Here is a 22,825-nt window from a genome sequence, read left to right on the forward strand (position 1 = left end):
ACTGCTTCACGCGCCTGACAGTGCCGTGCGTCTTCAAGATAGAAATAAGGCGTTACCTCCCTGGTGGCTTGTCATGTCGCTAAGCGACGTCCTTGGGATTTTCCGGGTGACATCAGCATCGACTGAGTCACCGTGAACACCTCGAGTCCTCTCTGTACGTGCCTTCCGGCGCCATTGATCAGGCGATCCGGTAGACTGATGCCGGAGAATCCGCTTGCGCAGCGCATCAGGCTGCGTGGGCGGGGTGAAAGGCGCCAGGCGCCATCTTCAGGTGTCACTCCTTGACGTCATGCATCCTGAAAGTCATCGGGACGGGAATCAACATCCCGGTGGGAGTATCCTGGTTTGTCCATTGCCGGAGCCCGCTGGGGCTCAGGACAGCACCATGGGGTTCTTGTGGATGCCGGACACGCCGGTCATGCCAGACCATTGGTCGCCACGTCCTTCGCGCCAGCCACTCATCCAGAATTCACGTAGATTGACATCGATACTGGGACAATCATCACGGGAACGACCGGTAACGCCGGCCTTGTAGCCGTGAACATAGGCACGCTGAAAGCGATCACGTTTCTGTCTCTTCATGGATGACCTCTATGTGAGAACCCATCGGCATTGGAGTCACTGTCGTGGTGTCTCTCGAGGAGACATCGTCCGGTGGCAGCGACTCGATACAGCATGGCTTGCCGAGTGAGAGAGTAGGCCGATGACCCGAAGGTCACTGCCGGCCTCGTGCTTCATCACCTCAGTGGCCACTGACCAGCCGTGTCGGGAAAGGCCGTGGATGTGAGATGATGGAGGGTCTTGCCAGTACATGCTCGAGCGTGATGGTGGATAGGTCACTGCAGGCCCGGATCTCTGCTCTGAAGGTTGTGTCATCAGAATCCTGTTTCATCGGTGGCAATGGTCACCGAGATGCAGTCGGGCATGCTGCCTGAATGAGGGTTTCGCTCCGTGAACCTCCTTTTCGCTTGGCGTGTCACCTTTCCGAATTGTAGCTACACCTATAGTTTTTAGAACACTGCCTCTGGCTTGTCGACAGCCGTATAGGAATATCGCTAGTGCCAGAAGCCAACTCACAGGAATAAGTCCGGCCTTTGCCGGTGAGAGATTCATGACTGACACGACTTCTGCGACTTCGCCGCGCGCCCCCAGCAACCCGCTCTCCACCTGGTTTGCGACCTGTCCGCGTGGCCTCGAGACCTTGCTGGCTGACGAGCTGACGTCGCTGGGTGCCGAGGTGACCGGCACCACCGTGGCCGGCGTCCACTTCAATGGAAGTCAGGAGACGGCTTACCGCACCATTCTGTGGTCACGCCTGGCCAATCGCATCATTCGCCTGCTGACCCGCGTGGGCGGCGTCGACACCGGCGAGCAGCTGCGCAAGGCGAGCGCCGGCGTCGACTGGGCAATGGAATTGCCGGATCGTGCCTCCATCGCCGTCGATTTTCACGGAACATGGAAAGATATTCGACACACCTTCTTCGGCGCTCAGACCGTCAAGGATGGCATCGTCGAGGCGATGTTCGAGGAAGGTCGCCACAAGCCGACCGTCGATGGCAAGAATGCCGATCTGCGCATCTATGCGCATCTGCACAATGGCTTCATCACCCTGGGCATCGACCTGGTGGGTCGCAGCCTGCATCAGCGTGGCTACCGCCCCGACCTCGCCCATGCGCCACTCAAGGAGAATCTGGCCGCGGCACTGCTGATGCGTGCCGATTGGCCGGCACGTGCGGCGCGGGGTGAGAGCCTGGTCGACCCGATGTGCGGTTCCGGCACGCTGCTGATCGAGGCGGCCTTGATGGCGGCGGATATCGCCCCGCAGTCGCTGAATGAAGACTTCGCCTGCCGCCACTGGGGGCGTCATGACGAGCGTATCTGGAAAGGCCTGCGCGAGGAGATGGAGCAGCGTGCCATCGCCGGGCGCCGCAAGGTCACCGCGCGTCTGTTCGGGCGTGATCATAGCCCGCAGGCGATCTCTGCCGCGCGCTCCAATGCCATGCGTGCCGGCATTCCGGCGCTGATCGAGCTGGAAGGGGCCTCCGTCGCCGAGCTGACCTGTCCAGAGGGTGCCGCCACCGGCCTTGTGATGACCAACCCGCCCTACGGCGAGCGTCTGGGTGAGCTGCCGGCATTGGTGCCGCTCTATGCAAGCCTCGGTGAGCGCATGAAGCGTCACTTCGGCGGCTGGACGCTGGGCATGTTCACCGGCAACCCGGACCTCGGTCACCGTCTGGGCCTGCGTGCGCATCGTCAGTACGCCTTCCGCAACGGTCAGCTGGATTGCAAGCTGCTGATGATCGACGTGGCAGCGCGTGAGCGAGCGGTCGACGAGGACAGCGTGGCGGAAGATGCCCGCAGTCAGCCGGCACTCAGCGAGGGCGGCCAGATGTTCGCCAATCGCCTGAAGAAGAACCAGAAGTCGCTGTCCCGCTGGCTCAAGCAGAGCGGCACCACCTGTTATCGCCTCTATGATGCCGACATGCCGGAATACGCGCTGGCCATCGATATCTACGGGCGTCATGTGCACGTGCAGGAATACACGCCGCCCAAGTCCGTGGATGCCAGTCAGGCGCAGCGTCGTCTGATGGATGCCCTGGCGGCGATTCCGCAGGTACTGGGCTGCTCGCCCAACGATATCCATATCAAGCAGCGCACGCGTCAGGCGGGCAAGGCGCAGTACACCCGTCAGGATAGCTCCGGTCAGCGTATCGAGGTGCAGGAAGGCGACGCCAGACTGTGGGTGAACCTCAAGGACTACCTGGATACCGGCCTGTTCCTGGATCACCGTCCGGTGCGCAAGCTGCTGGGCAAGGAAGCGGACGGCAAGCGGGTGCTCAACCTGTTCTGCTATACTGCGACGGCCACCGTGCACGCGGTTTTGGGCGGTGCCAGCGAGAGTGTCAGCGTCGACATGTCCAATACCTACCTGGACTGGGGGCGCGAGAACTTCAAGCTCAATGGCATCAGCGAGAAGCGTCACCAGCTGGTGCGTGCCGACTGCCTGAAGTGGCTGGAGCGTTCCCGCGAGGAGTTCGACCTGATCTTCCTGGATCCGCCGACCTTCTCCAATTCCAAGAAGATGGAAGGCACCCTGGATATCCAGCGTGATCACGCGCGCCTGATCGACCTGGCGATGGCCAGCCTGGCTCCGGGCGGCACGCTGATCTTCTCCAACAACCATCGTCGCTTCGTGATGGATGACAGCGTCAGCCAGCATCATGTGGTGGAAGACCTGTCGCGCAAGCTGCTGGACCCGGACTTCAAGCGCCGTCCGGATATCCACCACGTCTTCCGCATCCGTCGCGCCAGCGACGTGAAGGGCTGAGCGATGGCCAGCGTCCCACTGTGGCTCTACACCACGGCGGGCTGTCATCTGTGTGCTCGGCTGGAAGCCACGCTGCAGGCGCTGGGGGCCGATGTCACGCTCACGCGGGTCGAGATCGCCTTCGACGCGCAACTGAGCGAGCGTTACGCGACACGCATTCCCGTGCTGGCAAGCGCATCGGGTGCAGAGTACTCGCTGGTAGATGGCGAAGAGGCCTTGCCGGGCTGGTTGCGCGCGCAGGGCGTCGAGCAGGGCGTCGATCGGACGCCCCCTGCCAGGCGTGACTCAGGCGTCGAGCCGCAGGGGCATGTCATGCGCCATGGGCGTCGCTTTCTGCGCTGATTCGCATCATGTCCGGGCCTGAACGAAAGACCGCCGCTACCTCAAGGTAGCGGCGGTCTTCTTGTCTGCGGGTCCCTGCGGCGGCCTAGCCTTCCAGCAGTGACATCTGGCGCATGGCATCTTCGGCCTCGGGGCTGTCAGCCGTGGCCTCCAGCACCTTGGTGAAGCCACGTGAGGCCTGGATGTGAGCGAGGTCACTGACCCAGGTCATGGCCTGCTCGTAGCTTTCGGCCAGATCGTGCTTCAGTCCGCCGAACTGGGTGCCGATCTGGCCCCAGGAGCGACTGACGATCCAGTCGCCGAACATGTCCTGATGTACATGGACCAGGACGTAATCATGATGGCTTTCCCAGCGGATGATCACGCGTGACTCCCGAGGTGAAACAGAGGTGGCATGTGGATAGCTCGCAAGGCGCTGCAGGCTTGTGGCGCATGCTGCGTACGCCTAAGATGGCACGGCGGCGAACGCTGAATCATACCATTGTAATCTTCGCATGCCTTGCGGCAAGTCAGAAGCTTTGCAAGACGCCATGCACGCGGCAACGACCGCAACGCTACCCACCGGCACAGCAAGGAACAAGGCAACAGATGCACATCATCGTGGATGATAACGTCCTTCTGGCAGAAGAGTTCTTCTCTGAATTCGGGGAAGTGATCTGTCTGCCGACCAGCGAGATCACCAATGCCGTCCTCAAGGAAGCCGACATGCTGATCTGCCGCTCCACGCTGAGGGTGGATGAGGCATTGCTGAAGGGCACTCGGGTGCGCTTCGTCGGCTCGCCGATCATCGGCACGGATCATGTCGATCTCGACTGGCTCGAGTCGGCAGGGATTCACTTCACCAATGCGCCGGGCTGCAATGCCGATTCGGTGGTGGATTACGTGCTGTCCTCGCTGTGGCATCTGGCGGAGCAGGAAGGCTTCGATCTGCAGCTCAATCGTCGTTTCGGCGTGGTCGGTGCAGGTCAGGTCGGCTCGAGGCTGATCAAGCGTCTCGAGTCGCTGGGCGCCGAGGTGCTGGTCTGTGATCCTCCGCGCGCGCTGGCGCAGGAATCGGGAGAGGAGGCGGTAGAAGCACTGAATTTCGTCGATATCGATCATCTCGTGGCCGAGTGTGATGTCATCTGCGTGCATACCCCGATGGTGACAGGCGGTGAGTACCCGACCCATCACCTGATCAATGCCGAGCGCATCCGTGCCATGAAGCCCGGCAGCGTATTGCTGAGCGCAGGACGCGGTGGTTGCGTGGATACTGCCGCGCTCAAGCAGCGTCTGCTGGAACAGGCTGATCTGCTGACCGTGCTGGATGTCTGGGAGAACGAGCCGGACATCGATGCGGAGCTGGCCTCGCTGGTGGATATCGCCACGCCGCATATCGCCGGACACAGTCTGGATGGCAAGATGCAGGGAACCGAGATCATCTATCAGCAGGCCTGCCGGCATTTCGGCCTGCCGGCACGGCGCAAGCTGGGCCAGTTGAAGCCGGACCCGTGGCTTCGCAAGCTGGTGCTGACGGGGTGGGCGCCTCCGGAAGAGGCCCTCGGTCTCTGCGTTCGGGCCTGTTACGACGTGCGCCGCGATGCCTTGGGTCTGCGTCGCTATCAGCGCCGCTTCGGCAACGCCGAGGGCTTCCTGCGTTATCGGCGTGAATATCCGTTGCGTCGCGAGTTCTCCACGCTGCGCGTCGAACTCAAGAAGAACGCCCGTGAGCTGCGTGAAGTGCTGGAAGGCTTCGGCTTCTCGCGTGTGAAGCTGGCCAGCAAATGATGTGACATGTCATCTCTCCTGCGAGATCCATCTGCAGGAGGTGTCGAGGCCGAGTGACGGATCTCGATCGTCAGGCAGTCAGAACGCCTCTGTCAGCTTCGCTGGCAGGGGCGTTCTCGTCTCAGGTACGGATGTGGGGCGGATGACCCGGTAGATGAAACCGGTTCTCGGACGTTTCGGACTGCGACCTTGGTCGATATAATGTCGCCCAAAATTACGCTGACGACAGATGTCAGGGCGCGCCCCGGGCGACTTGTCCGAGGGTGGTGTGGCCCGCTGGCTCCCCGCGTACTCCCCGTTTCTCGTGCCTTCTGCCATGCCCGTCACGACGGCGCGTGTCGGCGTCCTCATTTCCTGAAGATGGTGTCCTGAATGCAACAATCTCCTGATAGACCAGCCGAGGGCGGTGGCTTTCGCCCCCCCTCCCTGCTGGATGCCCTGATCCCCATCGTGCTGGTCATCGCCATGCTGGTGCTGGCGGTCGTGCTGTTCGGCGCCGATGCTTCCTGGGGGCCGAATCAGGTGGCATTGCTGTCTGGCGCGATGATCGCGGGAGTCATCGGCCTCAAGAACGGTTATCGCTGGAGCGATATCGAAGAGGGGATCAACAAGGGGATCCAGATCTCGTTGGGCGCGATCCTGATCCTGCTGGCGGTAGGCGCGATGATCGGTACCTGGATTCTCGGTGGCACCGTGCCGGCGATGATCTACTACGGGCTGGATGTGATCGCGCCTCAGTATTTCTATGCCTCGGCATGTCTGCTGTGCGCGCTGGTGGCGCTGTCGGTGGGGAGCTCCTGGACGGTGGCCGGCACCATCGGCATAGGCCTGATCGGCATTGCCGATGGACTGGGACTTTCCGAGGCGATCACGGCAGGTGCGGTGATTTCCGGGGCCTACTTCGGTGACAAGCTCTCGCCACTGTCGGATACCACCAATCTGGCGCCGGCGGCGGCGGGGACCACGCTGTTCGCGCACATTCGTCACATGCTGTGGACGACGGTTCCCAGCATCCTGCTCGCGCTGGCAGGCTTTCTGTGGCTGGGCCACGACTCCGTCTCCAGCCTGCAGACGCCGGAGCAGGTCGCCAACCTGCGTGCCCAGCTGGGTGAGCAGTTCAACATCGGCCTGCACCTGCTGATTCCGCTGCTGGTGCTGCTGGTGATGGCCGTGCGTCAGATGCCCGCCTTCCCGGCGATCTTCATCGGTGCGGTGCTCGGGGGTGTCTTCGCGGTCATCTTCCAGCCACAGGCCGTGGCGGGACTGGCGAATGTCCCTGACATGTCCACCGCCATGGCGCTGCTCAAGGGCGTATGGATGTCGATGTTCGATGGCTATGTCTCCCACAGCGGCGATGAGGTGATCGACTCGCTGCTCTCCAAGGGCGGCATGAGCAGCATGCTCAACACCGTGTGGTTGATCCTCTCGGCGATGACCTTCGGCGGCGTGATCGAACGACTCGGCCTGCTGGAGCGTCTGGTGCAGAGCCTGCTGGGCGCGACGCGCAATGCCGGTTCGCTGGTCATCACCACGCTGGGCACCTGCCTGGCCTCCAATGTGGTGACCGGGGATCAATACATCTCGGTCATCCTGCCGGGGCGCATGTATCGCGCTGAATTCCGCCGCCGTCGCCTGGCGCCGGTCAATCTGTCGCGGGCACTGGAAGATTCCGGCACCATCACCTCGCCACTGATTCCCTGGAACAGCTGCGGCGCCTACATGGCGGCAACGCTGGGGGTCGCGACTCTCAGTTATCTGCCGTTTGCGCTGTTCAATCTGGTCAATCTGGTGCTGGCGGTGGCCTATGCCATGGTCGGTTTCAAGCTGGAGCGTCTGGCCGAAGGTGACGAGGCGGATGGCGGAGAGCCGACTCCGCTGGCCGAATCTCTGGTGCTGGATACCCCTCATGAGACGGCAGAGTCTCGCTGATTGACGTACTGGGTGATAGAGACAGGCAAGCCCGCCGCGTGGTGAACGCGGCGGGCTTTTTCATGGGCACTCGAGGGGACGTCCAGCGTTCAGTCAGTGCACTGATGACGTGTGAGGCGTATCAGGAACTCGCGATAGCGCTCCAGTTCGGCGATGTCGATGTACTCATCCGCCTTGTGGGCCTGCGCGATGGAGCCTGGCCCGCAGACGACAGTCGAGAAACCGCGATCCTGGAACCAGCCCGCTTCCGAGCAGAAGCCGACACCGCAGCGTTCACGCTGACCCGTCAGCGCAAAGGCCAGCGTCTCTGCCTTGCCGTCGGGCTCCGGCGTGAGCGCCGGTACCGAGGCGTAGTCCTCCAGTGTCTGGATGGCGCACTCCGGTGAGTGCTCCTGCATCTCGAGGGCCAGTCGGGCGGTGAAGTCATCGACTCGCGCGCGTACCGCGTCAGGGGTATCACCGGGCAGGTTGCGCAGCTCCCAATGCAGGCGAGCATCCTTGGCAATGATGTTGGTCGCATTGCCGCCCTGGATGGTGCTGACGTGCAGCGTGGAGTACGGGGGCTCGAACAGTTCGCCCCGTGAGGCCTGGGTGCGCAGGTCGTTTGCCGTGCGTTCCAGCTCCGAGATGATGCGCGCGGCGTAGAACGTGGCCGAGACACCCAGGTCCGGTCGGCTCGAATGCGCCGGCACGCCGGTCACTTCCGTGCGCCAGGCATGCACCCCCTTGTGCGCCGAGACCACGCGTCCCTCCGTCGGTTCTCCGATGATGACGGCGGCGACGTCGGGCAGCGTGTCGCGCATGTGGTCGATCAGTGGCAGACAACCCAGACAGGTGCTTTCCTCATCGTAGGAGAAGGCAAGGTGGAGTGGCCGCTTGAGGGGAGCATCAAGAAAATCCGGCACCATCGCCAGGCACAGGCCGATGAAGCCTTTCATGTCCACCGAGCCACGACCGTAAAGACGACCCTCCTTCAGCGTGGCCTGATAAGGGTCATGGGACCAGTTCTGGCCGCTTACGGGCACGGTATCGGTATGGCCGGAGAGCACGACACCACCGGCCACCGCGGGCCCTATCGTGGCGAGCAGCGAGGCCTTGTCGCCTTCGGCATTCGAAAGCACGCTCGCCTGGATGCCATGTTCGGCCAGCAGATCGCGAACGAAGTGGATCAATGCCAGATTGGAGCGATCCGAGGTGGTATCGAAGGCGATCAGGCGAGTGATGATGTCGAGGGTGCGTTGCATGTCGAGCCTCATGAGGCATGGCGCCGTTCGGGGAGGGGCCGGATGTGAAAGCCCGAGGGGATCACATTGGCGCTGAACGGACGCAGGAGTCTGCTTTATGCAGTTGCCTGCATGCCAAGTCAATCGTGGCCGCAACCCCCTGTGGCACTTCGTGGCTGATCACGATGTGCCGCGAGGCATGCTTGGGAGTCTGCAGGGGCAGCCCTGACGCAAGAAGCCCGCCACGTGACTCACGTGGCGGGCTTCCGCATCGCTCAAGTGTGCGGTGCTGCTCGAGGCTTACTTGTAGGCAGCGGCCTTGAGCGCGGCGATACGGTCATCCAGCGGCGGGTGGCTGGCGAACAGCTGCTCCATCAGCTTGCGGCTCTTGCCGGTGGTGATGGCGAAGGCGGTCATGGTGTCGGGCATCTGGTCCGGCAGCTCATGTTCCTGCTTGAGGCGTGCCAGCGCGTTGATCATCGAACCGCTGCCCGCGAGACTCGCGCCTGCGGCATCCGCACGGTATTCGCGCCAGCGCGAGAACCAGGCGACGATCATCGAGGCCACCAGGCCCAGCACCAGTTCAAGGACGAAGACCACGGCCATGTAGCCGAAGAAGCCCAGGCCGCCGCTGTTGTCATCTCGCTTCAGGAAGGCGTCGATGGCATGTGCGGCAATGCGCGCGAAGAACATCACGAAGGTGTTCACCACGCCCTGGATCAGCGTCAGCGTCACCATGTCGCCGTTGGCCACGTGACCGATCTCGTGCGCCAGTACCGCACGCACTTCCTCGGGACGCATGCGATTGAGCAGGCCGGCCGAGACGGCGACCAGCGCATCGTTGCGATTCCAGCCGGTGGCGAAGGCATTGGATTGCTGCGCCGGGAAGATGCCGACTTCCGGCATCTTGATGCCGGCGTCGCGAGACAGTTCCTCGACGGTCGTCAGCAGCCAGCGTTCGGTATCGTTCTGTGGCTGTTCGATGATCACGGTGCCCGTCGAGGACTTGGCCATCATCTTGGACAGGAACAGGGAAATCACCGAGCCGGCCATGCCGATGATGAAGCAGAAGATCAACAGGGCGGTGTAATTGATGCCGTTGGCTTCCATGTAGCCATCGAAGCCCAGCAGGCGCAGCGTGACACTGGCCAGCAGCACCACCGCCAGGTTGGTGATCAGAAAGAGGGCTATCCGCATCATGGGGTCAGGTCTCCAATGCCAATCTATCGGTAAGGCGCAATTATCTGCCCGCCATGCTGACAGTGAGATGAATCACTGCGACATGGCGGGCAGATGGCGCGTAACAGGAAGGTATCACCACCGTGCCGGTGTGCGTAGACCTTTCGTGAGGCAGGTATCGACACCGTGGCGTCAGGCCGTCTCGAGGCTCAGTGCTGCGGGAGCTTGCCGCAGGAAAGAGGTGTCTCAGCTCTTGCGGCGGCGCGCCAGGAAACGACCGAGACGCTCGATGGCCTCTTCCAGCTGGTCGGCGTAGGGCAGGGTGACGATGCGCAGGTGATCCGGATTCGGCCAGTTGAAGGCGGTGCCCTGCACCAGCAGCATCTTCTCTTCCAGCAACAGCTCCAGCACCATCTGCTGGTCGTCCTCGAAGGGATACATCTCCGGGTCGAGACGCGGGAACATGTAGAGCGCGCCCTTGGGCTTCACGCAGCTGACGCCGGGGATCTCGTTGAGCTTCTTCCAGGCCGCATCACGCTGGGCCAGCAGACGGCCACCCGGCAGCACCAGGTCATTGATGGACTGATAGCCGCCGAGTGCCGTCTGGATGGCGTGCTGGGCCGGGACATTGGCGCACAGGCGCATGCTGGCCAGCATGTCGAGACCGGAGATGAAGTCGGCCGCCGGGCGCTTGTCACCGGAGAGAATCATCCAGCCCGAGCGGAAGCCCGCGCAGCGATAGCTCTTGGACAGGCCATTCATGGTCACGACCAGCAGATCGTCGGCCAACGCACCGGTGGAGACGTGCTCGGTATCGTCATAGAGGATCTTGTCGTAGATCTCATCCGAGAACACCACCAGACCGTATTCCCGTGCGACCTGCAGGATGTCCTTCACGACGGCTGGCGGATAGACCGCGCCGGTCGGGTTGTTCGGGTTGATCAGCACGATGCCCTTGGTGTGGCTGGTCACCTTGGCGCGGATGTCCTCGATGGAGGGAGCCCAGTCCTGCGCCTCGTCACACAGATAGTGCACGGCACGACCGCCGGCCAGATTGGCGGCAGCGGTCCATAGGGGATAATCCGGTGCTGGTACCAGCAGCTCGTCACCATCGTCGAGCAGGGCCTGCATGGCCAGCACGATCAGCTCCGAGACACCGTTGCCGATGTAGATGTCCTCGATGCCGACACCCTGGATGTCCTTGCGCTGACACTCCTGCATGATCGCCTTGCGCGCCGAGTAAAGCCCCTTGGAGTCACAGTAGCCCTGCGCGGTCGGCAGATTGCGCATCACGTCCTGCAGGATCTCTTCCGGTGCCTCGAAGCCGAAGGGCGCCGGGTTGCCGATATTGAGCTTGAGAATGCGATGACCTTCGTCCTCGAGACGCTTGGCGTGTTCGAGAACCGGCCCGCGAATGTCGTAGCAGACGTTGTCCAGCTTGTGTGACTTGCGAATTTCGCGGGGCTTTCTTTGCTCGGTATCCATGGTGCTTTCCGTAGATCTCCGTCACGTAAGGTGTAGGGGCGAGTGTCCAGCATATCGCGCCGCCTGCCTGCCGCGCCACGGCCAAGGGCCAATAGCGTGGTTAAATTTGCGGTTTGAAATGTTCAGGCAGAAAAAAATCCCGCCAGAGGTTATCTGGCAGGATTTTCAACTGGCTTGCAGGCATGGTCCGCGAATGAGATCTGAATTCGACCGTCGTTATCTCACTGTTCTGGTAGCGTTATTCGCTCGCAGACTCAGGTGGTTCGCTCATCCGTGCGCCATCTTGCGTCTCGCCACTGGCTTCCGGCACCGGCTCGGCGGGAATGTCCGCCGGCGTTTCCAGCGTCAGGCGCCCGAGCTTGCCATCGCGCAATTCGTGCAGCAGCACCTCTGCACCGCGATGTAGATCGATGATGCCACCGGCGCGCAGGCCGCCACGCTTGCTGGCGATCTCTTCCAGAATCGCGACCCCGTTGAAGCCCGAGAGCGCCATCAGATCGACCTTGCGCGGGCCATCACTCTCGACTCGCTCGGCGTCAGGGTTGGCACTGTAGGCCGGCAGTGACTTGAGCTTGTAGCGAGCGATAAGCTCATCGGGATAGCGCCTGGCCAGCTCCGCCGCCACGACCACCGCCACATCGGTGTAGTCGATGGCGGTATCCCGAATCGCGCCGCTGCCGGCCAGACGGTAGGCGCTGGCCTGATCCTCGATCTTTGGCCACATCACCCCGGGGGTGTCGATCAGGGCGATGCCGCCATCGATGCGAATCTTCTGCTGACGCTTGGTGACGGCGGGCTCGTTGCCGGTCTTGGCGATCTTGCGACCCGCCAGACCATTGATCAGCGTCGACTTTCCGACGTTGGGGATGCCCATCACCATCACGCGTGCATCACGATCGACACGGATATGACCGGCCATCTCGCGACACAGCCGCGGAATCTGCTTGAGATCACGCGCCTCAAGCGTGGTGATCGCCAGTGCACGGGTGTTGGGCAGGGCATCGAAATACTCGACCCATTCGCGCGTGCGTGCCGGGTCCGCCAGGTCTGCACGTGACAGCAGCTTGAGGACTGGCTTGTGGCGGGTCAGCTCGGACAGCACCGGATTGGTGCTGGAGTAGGGGAGGCGGGCATCGAGGACTTCGATGACCACGTCGATCTCGGGCAGCGCGTCCTTTATCTGACGACGCGCCTTGTGCATGTGTCCCGGGTACCAGCCCAGCATGTTGCTTCTCCTGCCGTCAGGGGTATGACGGTTGTCCTGTCACCTCTTGTCCTGCCTCCTCGCCCGCCTGTCAGGAGTCGCTCACCATTGGAGGCGGCGATAGATGACAGGCAGCAAGGAGAGGGGACGCGTATGGCGGCGCATTCTACCAGAGGCGGCTCGGCCATGGAGAAACGCTGGCTTCGTCTTCTCGCGCTCTGGCGTCTCAGCTGCGCACCGGCTTGAAGCGCAGCGACACCGAGTTGATGCAATAGCGCTGTCCTGTCTCGGTGGGGCCGTCGGGAAAGACGTGTCCCAGATGGGATTCGCAACGACGACAGCGTACTTCGACACGTCGCATGCCATGGCTGGTGTCGAAATGCTCTTCGACGGCGGCATCCGCATAGGGCCGATCAAAGCTCGGCCAGCCACAGCCGGCGTCGAACTTGGTGTCGTTGTCGAACAGCTTCGCGTCGCAGGCGATGCAGTGATAGGTGCCCGGTATCGGGCTGACCTCGTGATCGCCACTGAAGGGGCGTTCGGTACCGGCTTCACGTGCGACGCGATACTGCTCAGGCGTCAGACGCTTGCGCCATTCCTCTTCACTGCGGATCAACTTGTCCTGGGTCGGCTTGTCTTGCTCGCTCATGGTCTCTTCTCTCTATGCGTTTCTCGAATCGACGCCCGCGCGAACCTGCAAGCAAGTTCCCGTGAGCGGCAATCCGAAACAATGGCTACCGGTCTTCACTCGACACCCGGTACATACCCCAAGAATGCGGGCGTCAGGGCGTGACCACAAGCACGTGGTGGATGCACTTGGCCAACGCCGGAAAAATCCTGTTGAAGCAGGGGGTTGACGAAGGGGAGGGGGCTTTGTAATATACGCGCCACCTCGACGAGGCAAGAACGTTACGTCCCATTCGTCTAGTGGTCCAGGACACCGCCCTTTCACGGCGGTAACAGGGGTTCGAACCCCCTATGGGACGCCACTTCTTGCAGCGTAGAGATCGGAGTGCGGGAATAGCTCAGTGGTAGAGCACAACCTTGCCAAGGTTGGGGTCGCGAGTTCGAATCTCGTTTCCCGCTCCAAAGGAAAAGGCAATGCGACAAGGTCGCGAGCTGGTTCGCCAGTCCGATCGAATCTCGTTTCCCGCTCCAGTGTGTCCCATTCGTCTAGTGGTCCAGGACACCGCCCTTTCACGGCGGTAACAGGGGTTCGAACCCCCTATGGGACGCCATCTTCGGTCTTGTGTGGTCGCATGATCTGCTTGTGTTGCGGGAATAGCTCAGTGGTAGAGCACAACCTTGCCAAGGTTGGGGTCGCGAGTTCGAATCTCGTTTCCCGCTCCAAAGGAAAAGGCAATGCGACAAGGTCGCGAGCTGGTTCGCCAGTCCGATCGAATCTCGTTTCCCGCTCCAGTACGTCCCATTCGTCTAGTGGTCCAGGACACCGCCCTTTCACGGCGGTAACAGGGGTTCGAACCCCCTATGGGACGCCATGCAGAGCATGATGGTGTGGCAAGCCAGCAGTAAGACAGATGTCGTGAGCACAGCTTCATGACACCCGGTGCGGGAATAGCTCAGTGGTAGAGCACAACCTTGCCAAGGTTGGGGTCGCGAGTTCGAATCTCGTTTCCCGCTCCATTCGGAACAAGTGGTGTGACAAGGTCGCGAGCTGAACGTCAGCCCGGTCGAATCCCATCTCTCGCTCCAGAGGAAAAGGCAATGCGACAAGGTCGCGAGCTGGTTCGCCAGTCCGATCGAATCTCGTTTCCCGCTCCAGTACGTCCCATTCGTCTAGTGGTCCAGGACACCGCCCTTTCACGGCGGTAACAGGGGTTCGAACCCCCTATGGGACGCCATTCTGTTTGACTGCGCAGTTTTTGGTTTCGACAGGCGGGAATAGCTCAGTGGTAGAGCACAACCTTGCCAAGGTTGGGGTCGCGAGTTCGAATCTCGTTTCCCGCTCCAGTCGAAAAGTGGAAAGTCATTGGGTCGCGATCTGGAGCGCCAGTCCGCTGGAACGCCAGTCCTATCGAATCTCGTTTCCCGCTCCAGTCGAACACGATGTGATTGATGAAATAGCAGTGCCCCATCGCCTGACAGACACGATCATCGTGCCACGTCACCGGCGATTTTTTTGTGCCTGAAATTCCTCCTCAGGCCGTTCTGCACCGGTCCTTGGTGTTGTCCTCCCAGTTGATTTTTCCCTCCTGCTTGTTTCCCGTATCGCACTAATGCCTTTCCTGCAGCGTGCCTGATGTGGCAGCGCTGAATGCGTTACCATGCGCATCCAATGTCTTGTGTCTGATTTTCATGTTCGAGCTGCTGCTCAGCGGTGTCGCTACTGTTGCGCAATTGTTCTCAGATGCGTCTTTTCTGCTGTGCTGGCTGACAGCGCCAATTTGATTACAGGTGTCCGATGTCACGACTCGCCTTGTCCATTCGTGGCCTGACCAAGGTCTACGGTAACGGTTTCGAGGCGCTCAAGGGGATTGATCTCGATGTCCCTGAGGGCGATTTCTTTGCACTGCTGGGGCCCAACGGGGCCGGCAAGTCCACGACCCTGGGGGTGGTGAGTTCGCTGGTGCAGAAAACCGCCGGCAAGGTCGAGATCTCGGGCATCGATATCGACAAGGATTTCTCGAAGGCCAAATACCATCTCGGTGTGGTCCCTCAGGAGTTCAACTTCAATCAGTTCGAGAAGGTGCAGGATATCGTGATGACCCAGGCAGGGTATTACGGTATGCCCATGAAGGAAGCGCGCCCGCGTGCCGAGCGCCTGCTCAAGGATCTCGGGCTGTGGGACAAGCGCGATACCCCGTCACGCATGCTGTCCGGTGGCATGAAGCGCCGTCTGATGATTGCCCGCGCGCTGATTCACAAGCCGCGTCTGCTGATTCTCGATGAGCCGACTGCCGGGGTGGATATCGAGCTGCGTCGCTCGATGTGGGAGTTCATGCGGCGCATCAACCGTGAGGAGGGCACTACCATCATCCTCACCACGCATTATCTGGAAGAGGCCGAGAGCCTGTGCCGCAATATCGCCATCATCAATCACGGCGAGATCGTGCATAACACCAGCATGCGCGAGCTGCTCAAGGAGCTGGACGCCGAAACCTTCCTGCTCGATCTACGTGAGCCGCTTGCCAGCGCGCCGGTCATCGAGGGATTCGAGGTCTCTCTGAGCGATCCCCAGCAGCTGTCGCTGTCCGTACGCAAGGGCCAGTCGATCAACACCGCCTTCGCGGCGCTGGATCGCGCCGGGATCACCGTGGTGTCGATGCGCAATCGCGCCAATCGTCTCGAGGAGCTGTTCGTCGACCTGGTCGAGCGCTCCAATGCCGAAAGCGGTATCGCCTCCAATGTCGCCAAGGAGATCACGCAGTGAACCCCCGTCAGCTATGGGTGGCTCTGGTCACCATCGTCGTCAAGGAAGTTCGTCGTTTCACGCGTATCTGGCCGCAGACGCTGCTGCCGCCGTCCATCACCATGACGCTGTACTTCGTCATCTTCGGCAATCTCATCGGCTCGCGCATCGGTACCATGGATGGCATCAGCTACATGGATTACATCGTGCCGGGGCTGATCATGATGTCGGTGATCACCAACTCCTATTCCAACGTGGCCTCGTCGTTCTTCTCCAACAAGTTCCAGCGCAGCATCGAGGAGCTGATGGTCTCGCCGCTGCCGTCCTGGATCATCCTGCTCGGCTATATCATCGGTGGCGCCGTGCGCGGGCTCGGTGTCGGCATCATCGTCACCGCCGTGGCCTTCCTGTTCACGGATCTCGATATCCATCACCCGATCCTGACCATCATGGTCGTGGTGCTGACGGCGCTGCTGTTCTCCATCGGTGGCTTCGTCAATGCGCTGTTCGCACGCAAGTTCGACGATATCTCGATCATTCCGACCTTCGTGCTGACCCCGCTGACCTATCTCGGTGGCGTCTTCTATTCCATCCACATGCTGCCGGACTTCTGGCAGACGGTGTCACTGGCCAACCCGATTCTCTACATGGTCAACACCTTCCGCTACGGCATTCTGGGGGTCTCGGACATCAGTGTCGGTCCGGCGATGGCGGCCATCGTGGCCTTCATCATCGGCCTGTTCGCCTTCGCGCTGTGGCTGCTGGAGCGTGGCAAGGGCATCCGCAGCTGAAGATGTCGCCCAGAGGATGATGGTAAGATGCGCGCTATCGCGCCAGTGCACGAAACGCCGGCTTCTGCCGGCGTTCTGCTGTCTGCGCCCCTGATATCGATACGTTATTGGCCTATTTCACAGGAGTGCTGTCATGGCTCACCCCACTGCCGTCAACGTGCCCGACGAGGCTCGCCCCGAGACTCTCAAGGATGCCCCGCTCGGGCGAGAGTCCGCTTACCCCGAGCACTACGATGCTAGCCTGCTGTTCCCCATCGCGCGGGCGGCCAATCGTGGTCCCATCGGTATCGATGATGCGGCGTTGCCGTTCGTCGGTGAGGATGAATGGCACGCCTTTGAGGTCTCCTGGCTGGATGAATCCGGCAAGCCGTGGGTGCGTGTGGCCCGTTTCCGCCTGCCGGCGGCTTCCCCGAATCTGATCGAGTCCAAATCCTGGAAGCTCTATCTCAACAGCCTCAATCAGAGCCGCTTCGCCGATCAGGCGGCCGTGCAGACGACGTTGGAGCGGGATCTTGCCGCCGCGGCGGGTGCGCCGGTCGAGGTGCGTCTGCTGGGACTGGATGATGACGAGCTGGACGTCGGGCGCCTGCCGGGAGAATGCCTCGATGACTTGCCGATCACCGTCGAGCACTACACGCCATCGCCGGAGCTGCTCAGCGCCGATGACGCCGATATCGTCAGCGAAGACCTGCACAGCCATCTGCTCAAGTCCAACTGCCCGGTCACCGGTCAGCCGGACTGGGGCAGCGTCTGGATCCGCTATCGCGGCCCACGTATCGATCGCGAGCGCCTGCTGGCCTATCTGATCAGCTATCGCCAGCACCAGGATTTCCATGAGCACTGCGTCGAGCATCTGTTCGTCGACCTGATGGCGCGCGTGAAGCCTGAGTCCCTGCTGGTGATGGCGCGCTATGTGCGGCGTGGCGGCCTGGATATCAGCCCGTGGCGTGCCACGCCAGATCTCGAGGCCGAGGCCCGTGCCAGCCTGCCGCTGCGTCTCTCGCGTCAGTAGTCCTCTCTATGGTCATGTCGTCTGATCGGCTTGCCAATCAGGCAGATAGCATCGAGTGATGAGACGGCGTGCTGGCGAGATGCTAGTGTGAGAATCATTCTTATCTTAAGTCTGTGACAGGAGAGACGATGGACGCGCTGACGTTACTGCATGAACGCAATTCCATGGGCAAGCTGATGGCGCCAGCCCCGAGCGATGCGCAGATGGAGGCCATCTACCAGGCCGCCCTGCGCGCGCCGGACCACGCCGAGCTGACGCCCTGGCGCTTCATCGAATTCACGGGCAGCGGGCTGGAGCGCCTCGGCGAGCTGTTTGCCGAGGCGGAGCGCAACACGTCGCCGGCAGGTGACGAGGCAGCCCAGGCCGCGGCCAGCAAGAAGCCGCTTCGTGCGCCGATGGTCGTCGCGGTGATCGCCAAGGTCACGCCGGACCACCCCAAGGTGCCGCGTGTCGAGCAGGTGGTGAGTGCCGGTTGTGCCGCTCACGCCATGCTGTTTGCCGCTCAGGCACAGGGACTCGGTGGCATGTGGCGCACGGGCGGCTACGCGTTCGACCCAACCGTCCACGCCGGACTGGGCATGAGTGAGCAGGATGAGCTGGTCGGCTTCCTCTACCTCGGCACCCCGGGCGGACGTCTCAAGCCCTTGCCGAGCCGCGAGAGTGCCGACTTCGTCGAACGCTGGCAGTGAGGCGCTGAATGAACGAGCAGTTGCGCTCGAGTGGTGAAGCCTGGCCACCGCTGCCTTTGCCGCGTGACGGGCAGGGGCGGTCGGGCACTTTCGCGGCGCCGGTCAGTGAAGACCTGTCACGGTTCCGAGATTGGCTGAGTCAGGCGATTCCGCTGGCTGCCCACATGGGGCTTGTCGAGATGCAGTGGTCAGAGCCCGAGCGCTCGACGGGGCAGCTGAGCTGGCATCTGCATCTGCCGCCCAATCTCAACGACAAGGGCACGGCCTTCGGCGGGGCCATGAGTCTCGAGGCCACCTTGTGTGGCTGGAGCTGGGTGACGCTGTGGCTGCGTGCTCGCGGTATCCAGCGCGATCTCGTGGTGTCGCGTGCCAGTCAGCAGTTTCTGGCCCCGGTCAGTGGCGATTACCACATCCGCTGTGCGCCGGATGACATGGCCGCGCTGATCGACGTCGGCGAGCGTCTGGCGGCAGGGCGGCGAGCGCGATTGTCGCTGACTCAGCAGTTGTGGTGTCAGGTTGATGGGCAGTCTTCCCCGAGGCTGTGTTTCGAGGCCCGTGGCGATTACGTGGTGCTCGGGCCGTGATGCCGAGCACGGTCTCGGCCCGACCTCGGCCCGAGTGCGGTGGGTGAGGGCGCTGACGCTATCTATCTGAAAGATTTTGGAAAAAAGGCTTGCGTCCCTCAAGGGTTATCGATAATATACGCCGCGTTCTCAAGGGAAACACGACGCAGTCGGGTGACCAATGAGAGCACTGATCTGGAGGGGTGTCCGAGTGGTCGAAGGAGCACGCCTGGAAAGTGTGTAAGTCGAAAGGCTTCGAGGGTTCGAATCCCTCCTCCTCCACCAGATTCAGAAAAGCCCGCATCTCACGATGCGGGCTTTTCGCGTTTCTGAGGGGGGGCCTGGTCGAATTGCCTGCTCTCCTCGTGATTCCCTTCGTCTACTGGTGCCTCAGTCTCCTGTCATTCCCCTCTCATTCCTCCCTCATCGCGCGCGCCAGCATATCCACGACAGGCTTGCCGACATAACTGGCGAAGCTGCGCTCACCGGTACGGATCATCACTTCGGCAGGCATGCCGGAAAGCAATCGCATGCTCTCGGTCATGTTGCTCTGGCCGGTCCGGGTGACGCGAATCCGCGCCTTGTAATAGCGGGCACGCGTCGCTTCATCCTCGAAGCTGTTGGCGCTCACGTGCGTGACCTCCCCATCGATGATGTTGGATAAGCGCTGATTGAATGCGCTGAAGCGAATCTCTGCGGGCTGGCCGAGGTAGAGGTGGTCAATATCATGGTCCGGGACCCTGGCCTCGACGATGAAGCCGTCGCCGGCGGGCACGATATCGAGCAGGGGGTCGCCACTGCGAATCACCGCGCCCAGTGTATGGACCTTCAGGCCGACCACGGTGCCGGCCACCGGTGCGATGACCTTGGTACGCCTGAGGTTGTCATTGAGCGCGACCAGTCGTTCTTCCGCATCGGTGACCTCTGCCTGAACCTGGCGCAGAGACTCGCCGATCTGTTGCTGGAATTCCTGCAGGCGAATCTGTTTCTGCAGCTCGTTTTCGCTGATCTGGGAACGCAGCCGTGCGACCTCGGCAAATTGGCCGGCATTGTCGCTCTGGTATTCGAGACTCTCACGCTCCATCTCACGCAATCGCTGGTTATTGATCAGACCATTTCGGAACAGCTTGCGATGGTTGGCAACGTCACCATTGAGAGAGTTGATGCGTCGTCTTGTGATGGCCTGGGTATTCTCGAGACCTGCAATCTGCTCGTTCATCTGCACGACCTGCTCATCCAGGGCTGCCATGGCACCGTTCAGCGATTGACGACGTACGTCAAAGAGCCGCTGCTGTACTTCAAGGACCTCCCGCACACGAGGATTGGTCGACTGCCTCAAGGCTTCCGGGAAGGTCAGGGTCTCGGCGTTGCTGTACTCGGCAAGCAGGCGTATCTCACTGGCTCTGGCAATCAGGTATTCAGCCTCGACGATCTTCTGCTGAGAGCGTGCCTGGGTGTCATCGAAGACGATGAGCACGTCGCCGGCCTCGACATGATCGCCATCCTCCACGCGAATCGACTCCACGATGCCTCCCTCGAGGTGCTGGATGGTCTTCGTGAAGCTCTCTACCGATACCGAGCCCGGTGCCACCACGGAAATTGCCAGGTTCGCCATGACTGACCAGCTGCCGAATCCGCCGACCGCGATGAGCAGTACGGCCAGGCCGAGGCGTCGATAATTGTGGTCGCGTAGCGGAAGCTCACTGTCAAAGCCGCCATTCATGGAGTGGGAGGTGGTCATCTCGGGCTCTCCTCACCGCCTTCATGGCGGCCTCTGGCACTGGGTTTCAGCTCGGTGACACGCTGTGCGTTCCTGGACGGAGTCGAGTGCCCTTTCCCTGCCACGGCCCGTGCAACGGGTCGTCCTCGCGTCGGCGGGGACAGTGAAGCCACCTGGCCATCCTTGAGGACGAGGATGCGGTCGACCTGCTGCAGAAGACGTTGACGATGGGTGATGATGATGGCGGTGGTGCCTGCCTGGCGCAGTTGCATCAGACACTTGGCCAACGCCTGCTCGCCACTTTCATCCAGGTTGGCGTCCGGTTCGTCGAGCACTACCAGCACCGGTTTTCCATAGAGTGCCCGCGCCAGGCCGATACGCTGTCGCTGACCCGCGGAGAGGGCGGCTCCCCCGTGGGACAGCCAGGTGTCATAGCCTTGCGGCAGGCGAAGGATCATGTCGTGGACACCGGCGCTCTGGGCGGCTTGCACCACGAGTGACGCATCGACCTCCTGAAAGCGCGCGATATTCTCGGCGATGGAGCCATCGAACAGCTCGATATCCTGCGGCAGGTAGCCAAGATGAGGCCCGAGCGCGGTCCGCTTCCACTGACTGACGTCCACGCCATCGAGGCGTACGCACCCCAGCTGCACTGGCCATAGGCCGAGTATCACCCGTGCCAGGGTGGATTTGCCGGCGGCGCTGGGGCCTACCACGGCGATGTGCTCACCCCTGGCAAGTGTCAGAGTGATGTCCTTGAGGGTCGGTAGACGCTCGCCTGGCGGCGCGGCGTTGACTGCCTCCAGTGTCAGTCGGCCCTTGGGGGCCGGCAGAGGCATCGAGGGCGCCTCGGCCGGCACGGCCTCGAGCAGCTCCTCGAGGCGGGCTCGTGAGGTGCGTGCACCGCTGAAGCCTTTCCAGCCGGTGATTATCTGATCGATCGGCGCCAGCGCCCGCCCCATCAGGATCGAGCCGGCAATCATCATGCCGGGCGTCAGGTCGCCGGTCAGCACCAGATAGGCGCCAAGACCGAGGATCAATGACTGGAACATCAAGCGCAGTACCTTGGAGGTGTTGGTCAAGAGACCTGCGCGGTCGCTTGCCTTGGACTGCAGCACCAGATACTCACGGTGGCGCGCCTCCCATCGATTCTGTATGCCCGGCAGCATGCCCATGGCGTGGAGCACTTCGGCGTTGCGCAGATTGCTGTTGGCAAGGTCCTGGGACAGGACATGTTGGCCGTTGGCATCGCTCAGCAGCTTCCTGGTGGTCTTCTCGTTGATCAGCGCAATGACGGTCAGAACAAGGCCCGCGCCCAGGGCGAACAGACCAAACCATGGGTGAAACAGTGCCAGCACGCCGATGTATATCGGCACCCAGGGCGCGTCAAAGAAGGCGAACAGGCCGTTGCCGGAAAGGAATTGGCGAAGGGTGGTGAGGTCGTTCAGCGGCTGTGCGGAGGGCTTGCCCGGCGTCATCAGGGAGTGCTTGAACATGGCAGTGTAAAGTCTCGGGCTGATCAGTACGTCCAGTCGATTCCCGACTCGGACCAGAATTCTCGAGCGAATCAGTTCAAGGGCCCCCATCACCATGAAGAGGAACACGACCACCAGAGTCAGCATCAGCAGCGTTTCCTGGCTACGTGTCGTGATGACTCGATCATAGACCTGCAGCATGTAGAGCGGCGGCACCAGCATCAGCAGATTGATGAACAAGCTGAAGAGGCCGACATAGACAAAGCTGTGCCGACAGTGGTCCAGGATCTTTTGCAGGTCATTACCTTCCCGGGAGATGGCCATGGTGTCGTTCCCTAGCGTCGTTGTTGTTCTTTTTATCCACGTCACCGTCGTTGACGGCTACCTGAGCTCGGATATTTCACGTTGTCTTGAGGAGACGCCATGGCTCTGTGGTCAATATTGATCATCTATTTATTAGGCTATTCTTTTTTATTCCTCTGGCTGCCTGTTGAAATATTGCTGCTGAATGATCGGCGAGCAAGTGAATATTTCAATGATCAATAAAAAACTTTCCGGGTTTTATTTTGTTGGTTTTTGCTGTTTATTTTGCTCATGTCTGATGGTAAAGATCCATATGGTTTACGTTTTTCAAAAAGTATGACGGTTCTGGCTTTCGACAAGATTATCTTCTCTGGTATTCAGCATTGTTTTTCTCCTCACGCAAGTCGTATCGAGGGTTTATAGGGGTGGTGTTTTATTATTTCAA

18 protein-coding genes and 9 tRNA genes are annotated in these 22,825 nt (G+C 61.3%); 18 read left to right on the forward strand and 9 right to left on the reverse strand.

Going from position 1 to position 22,825, the window contains the following annotated elements; all coding sequences use genetic code 11:
* Window positions 1–372: 372 nt before the first annotated feature.
* On the reverse strand, window positions 373–582 hold the full coding sequence (gene rmf / locus BFX80_RS03365) for a ribosome modulation factor (RefSeq protein ID WP_043334308.1): 210 nt from the start codon (window positions 580–582) through the stop codon (window positions 373–375).
* Window positions 583–1,111: 529 nt separating this feature from the next.
* Between rmf and rlmKL the strand changes: the two genes are divergently transcribed.
* Window positions 1,112–3,328 (forward strand): bifunctional 23S rRNA (guanine(2069)-N(7))-methyltransferase RlmK/23S rRNA (guanine(2445)-N(2))-methyltransferase RlmL, encoded by a 2,217-nt coding sequence (rlmKL, locus tag BFX80_RS03370; protein WP_084207944.1) that lies wholly within the window; start codon window positions 1,112–1,114, stop codon window positions 3,326–3,328.
* 3 nt (window positions 3,329–3,331) lie between these two features.
* The gene (locus BFX80_RS03375; protein ID WP_084207945.1) at window positions 3,332–3,670 is read left to right on the forward strand and encodes a glutaredoxin family protein; all 339 of its coding nucleotides are present in this window, start codon (window positions 3,332–3,334) and stop codon (window positions 3,668–3,670) included.
* An 85-nt stretch (window positions 3,671–3,755) separates the two neighbouring features.
* On the opposite strand, the gene BFX80_RS03380 is transcribed toward BFX80_RS03375, so the two are convergent.
* Window positions 3,756–4,034 (reverse strand): WGR domain-containing protein, encoded by a 279-nt coding sequence (locus tag BFX80_RS03380; RefSeq protein WP_077378449.1) that lies wholly within the window; start codon window positions 4,032–4,034, stop codon window positions 3,756–3,758.
* A 224-nt stretch (window positions 4,035–4,258) separates the two neighbouring features.
* On the opposite strand from BFX80_RS03380, the gene pdxB reads away from it, so the two are divergent.
* Both pdxB and nhaC read left to right on the forward strand, forming a co-directional pair.
* Window positions 4,259–5,437 (forward strand): 4-phosphoerythronate dehydrogenase PdxB, encoded by a 1,179-nt coding sequence (pdxB, locus tag BFX80_RS03385; protein ID WP_084207946.1) that lies wholly within the window; start codon window positions 4,259–4,261, stop codon window positions 5,435–5,437.
* A 372-nt stretch (window positions 5,438–5,809) separates the two neighbouring features.
* Window positions 5,810–7,366 (forward strand): Na+/H+ antiporter NhaC, encoded by a 1,557-nt coding sequence (nhaC, locus tag BFX80_RS03390; protein WP_077378455.1) that lies wholly within the window; start codon window positions 5,810–5,812, stop codon window positions 7,364–7,366.
* 89 nt (window positions 7,367–7,455) lie between these two features.
* Here nhaC and argE read toward each other — a convergent pair whose 3' ends face one another.
* The 5 genes from argE to msrB form a co-directional block, all read right to left on the reverse strand.
* Window positions 7,456–8,610 (reverse strand): acetylornithine deacetylase, encoded by a 1,155-nt coding sequence (gene argE / locus BFX80_RS03395; protein ID WP_205632727.1) that lies wholly within the window; start codon window positions 8,608–8,610, stop codon window positions 7,456–7,458.
* Window positions 8,611–8,889: 279 nt separating this feature from the next.
* Window positions 8,890–9,789 (reverse strand): protease HtpX, encoded by a 900-nt coding sequence (gene htpX / locus BFX80_RS03400; RefSeq protein WP_077378460.1) that lies wholly within the window; start codon window positions 9,787–9,789, stop codon window positions 8,890–8,892.
* A 225-nt stretch (window positions 9,790–10,014) separates the two neighbouring features.
* Entirely contained in the window at window positions 10,015–11,253 is a 1,239-nt protein-coding gene (locus BFX80_RS03405; RefSeq protein WP_077378462.1) for a pyridoxal phosphate-dependent aminotransferase, read from the reverse strand.
* Window positions 11,254–11,491: 238 nt separating this feature from the next.
* Window positions 11,492–12,478: a ribosome biogenesis GTPase YlqF gene (gene ylqF / locus BFX80_RS03410; RefSeq protein WP_084207948.1), complete on the reverse strand. Its 987-nt coding sequence runs from the start codon at window positions 12,476–12,478 to the stop codon at window positions 11,492–11,494.
* 205 nt (window positions 12,479–12,683) lie between these two features.
* Window positions 12,684–13,106 (reverse strand): peptide-methionine (R)-S-oxide reductase MsrB, encoded by a 423-nt coding sequence (msrB, locus tag BFX80_RS03415; RefSeq protein WP_084207949.1) that lies wholly within the window; start codon window positions 13,104–13,106, stop codon window positions 12,684–12,686.
* A gap of 264 nt (window positions 13,107–13,370) precedes the next feature.
* On the opposite strand from msrB, the gene BFX80_RS03420 reads away from it, so the two are divergent.
* The 14 genes from BFX80_RS03420 (at window position 13,371) to BFX80_RS03485 (ending at window position 19,167) form a co-directional block, all read left to right on the forward strand.
* Window positions 13,371–13,446 (forward strand) — tRNA-Glu (locus BFX80_RS03420).
* Window positions 13,447–13,471: 25 nt separating this feature from the next.
* Window positions 13,472–13,546, forward strand: a tRNA-Gly gene (locus tag BFX80_RS03425).
* A gap of 73 nt (window positions 13,547–13,619) precedes the next feature.
* Window positions 13,620–13,695: transfer RNA gene (locus BFX80_RS03430), tRNA-Glu, on the forward strand.
* Between the two features lie 37 nt (window positions 13,696–13,732).
* Window positions 13,733–13,807: transfer RNA gene (locus BFX80_RS03435), tRNA-Gly, on the forward strand.
* A 73-nt stretch (window positions 13,808–13,880) separates the two neighbouring features.
* Window positions 13,881–13,956, forward strand: a tRNA-Glu gene (locus BFX80_RS03440).
* A 70-nt stretch (window positions 13,957–14,026) separates the two neighbouring features.
* Window positions 14,027–14,101: transfer RNA gene (locus BFX80_RS03445), tRNA-Gly, on the forward strand.
* A gap of 142 nt (window positions 14,102–14,243) precedes the next feature.
* Window positions 14,244–14,319: transfer RNA gene (locus BFX80_RS03450), tRNA-Glu, on the forward strand.
* 34 nt (window positions 14,320–14,353) lie between these two features.
* Window positions 14,354–14,428, forward strand: a tRNA-Gly gene (locus BFX80_RS03455).
* A gap of 451 nt (window positions 14,429–14,879) precedes the next feature.
* On the forward strand, window positions 14,880–15,848 hold the full coding sequence (locus BFX80_RS03460) for an ABC transporter ATP-binding protein (RefSeq protein ID WP_077375503.1): 969 nt from the start codon (window positions 14,880–14,882) through the stop codon (window positions 15,846–15,848).
* Window positions 15,845–16,618, forward strand: a complete 774-nt coding sequence (locus BFX80_RS03465; RefSeq protein WP_084207950.1) for an ABC transporter permease — start codon at window positions 15,845–15,847, stop codon at window positions 16,616–16,618. Before BFX80_RS03460 ends, BFX80_RS03465 begins: the two co-directional genes overlap by 4 nt.
* A 133-nt stretch (window positions 16,619–16,751) precedes the next feature.
* Window positions 16,752–17,630: an NADPH-dependent 7-cyano-7-deazaguanine reductase QueF gene (gene queF, locus BFX80_RS03470; RefSeq protein WP_084207951.1), complete on the forward strand. Its 879-nt coding sequence runs from the start codon at window positions 16,752–16,754 to the stop codon at window positions 17,628–17,630.
* Window positions 17,631–17,758: 128 nt separating this feature from the next.
* Window positions 17,759–18,319, forward strand: a complete 561-nt coding sequence (locus BFX80_RS03475) for an NAD(P)H nitroreductase (RefSeq protein WP_077375494.1) — start codon at window positions 17,759–17,761, stop codon at window positions 18,317–18,319.
* A gap of 8 nt (window positions 18,320–18,327) precedes the next feature.
* Window positions 18,328–18,903, forward strand: a complete 576-nt coding sequence (locus tag BFX80_RS03480; RefSeq protein WP_084207952.1) for a YiiD C-terminal domain-containing protein — start codon at window positions 18,328–18,330, stop codon at window positions 18,901–18,903.
* 176 nt (window positions 18,904–19,079) lie between these two features.
* A tRNA-Ser gene (locus tag BFX80_RS03485) sits at window positions 19,080–19,167 on the forward strand.
* A gap of 127 nt (window positions 19,168–19,294) precedes the next feature.
* Here BFX80_RS03485 and BFX80_RS03490 read toward each other — a convergent pair.
* Window positions 19,295–20,623, reverse strand: a complete 1,329-nt coding sequence (locus BFX80_RS03490) for an HlyD family type I secretion periplasmic adaptor subunit (RefSeq protein WP_077375488.1) — start codon at window positions 20,621–20,623, stop codon at window positions 19,295–19,297.
* Window positions 20,620–22,401, reverse strand: coding sequence for a type I secretion system permease/ATPase (locus BFX80_RS03495; RefSeq protein WP_084207953.1), 1,782 nt, complete (start codon window positions 22,399–22,401; stop codon window positions 20,620–20,622). Before BFX80_RS03495 ends, BFX80_RS03490 begins: the two co-directional genes overlap by 4 nt.
* Window positions 22,402–22,825: the final 424 nt, after the last annotated feature.

The organism is Cobetia marina (assembly GCF_001720485.1).
Taxonomy (GTDB): Bacteria; Pseudomonadota; Gammaproteobacteria; order Pseudomonadales; family Halomonadaceae; genus Cobetia; species Cobetia marina.

What these genes read in the sequence shown, in the direction of transcription:
- BFX80_RS03375 (WP_084207945.1), top strand. Translation starts at nt 3,332, where the DNA reads ATGGCCAGCGTCCCACTGTGGCTCTACACCACGGCGGGCTGTCATCTG.
- BFX80_RS03490 (WP_077375488.1), bottom strand. Translation starts at nt 20,623, where the DNA reads ATGACCACCTCCCACTCCATGAATGGCGGCTTTGACAGTGAGCTTCCG.
- ylqF (WP_084207948.1), bottom strand. Translation starts at nt 12,478, where the DNA reads ATGCTGGGCTGGTACCCGGGACACATGCACAAGGCGCGTCGTCAGATA.
- rlmKL (WP_084207944.1), top strand. Translation starts at nt 1,112, where the DNA reads ATGACTGACACGACTTCTGCGACTTCGCCGCGCGCCCCCAGCAACCCG.
- BFX80_RS03460 (WP_077375503.1), top strand. Translation starts at nt 14,880, where the DNA reads ATGTCACGACTCGCCTTGTCCATTCGTGGCCTGACCAAGGTCTACGGT.
- BFX80_RS03495 (WP_084207953.1), bottom strand. Translation starts at nt 22,401, where the DNA reads ATGGCCATCTCCCGGGAAGGTAATGACCTGCAAAAGATCCTGGACCAC.
- BFX80_RS03405 (WP_077378462.1), bottom strand. Translation starts at nt 11,253, where the DNA reads ATGGATACCGAGCAAAGAAAGCCCCGCGAAATTCGCAAGTCACACAAG.
- argE (WP_205632727.1), bottom strand. Translation starts at nt 8,610, where the DNA reads ATGCAACGCACCCTCGACATCATCACTCGCCTGATCGCCTTCGATACC.
- htpX (WP_077378460.1), bottom strand. Translation starts at nt 9,789, where the DNA reads ATGATGCGGATAGCCCTCTTTCTGATCACCAACCTGGCGGTGGTGCTG.
- pdxB (WP_084207946.1), top strand. Translation starts at nt 4,259, where the DNA reads ATGCACATCATCGTGGATGATAACGTCCTTCTGGCAGAAGAGTTCTTC.
- queF (WP_084207951.1), top strand. Translation starts at nt 16,752, where the DNA reads ATGGCTCACCCCACTGCCGTCAACGTGCCCGACGAGGCTCGCCCCGAG.
- nhaC (WP_077378455.1), top strand. Translation starts at nt 5,810, where the DNA reads ATGCAACAATCTCCTGATAGACCAGCCGAGGGCGGTGGCTTTCGCCCC.
- msrB (WP_084207949.1), bottom strand. Translation starts at nt 13,106, where the DNA reads ATGAGCGAGCAAGACAAGCCGACCCAGGACAAGTTGATCCGCAGTGAA.
- BFX80_RS03480 (WP_084207952.1), top strand. Translation starts at nt 18,328, where the DNA reads ATGAACGAGCAGTTGCGCTCGAGTGGTGAAGCCTGGCCACCGCTGCCT.
- rmf (WP_043334308.1), bottom strand. Translation starts at nt 582, where the DNA reads ATGAAGAGACAGAAACGTGATCGCTTTCAGCGTGCCTATGTTCACGGC.
- BFX80_RS03475 (WP_077375494.1), top strand. Translation starts at nt 17,759, where the DNA reads ATGGACGCGCTGACGTTACTGCATGAACGCAATTCCATGGGCAAGCTG.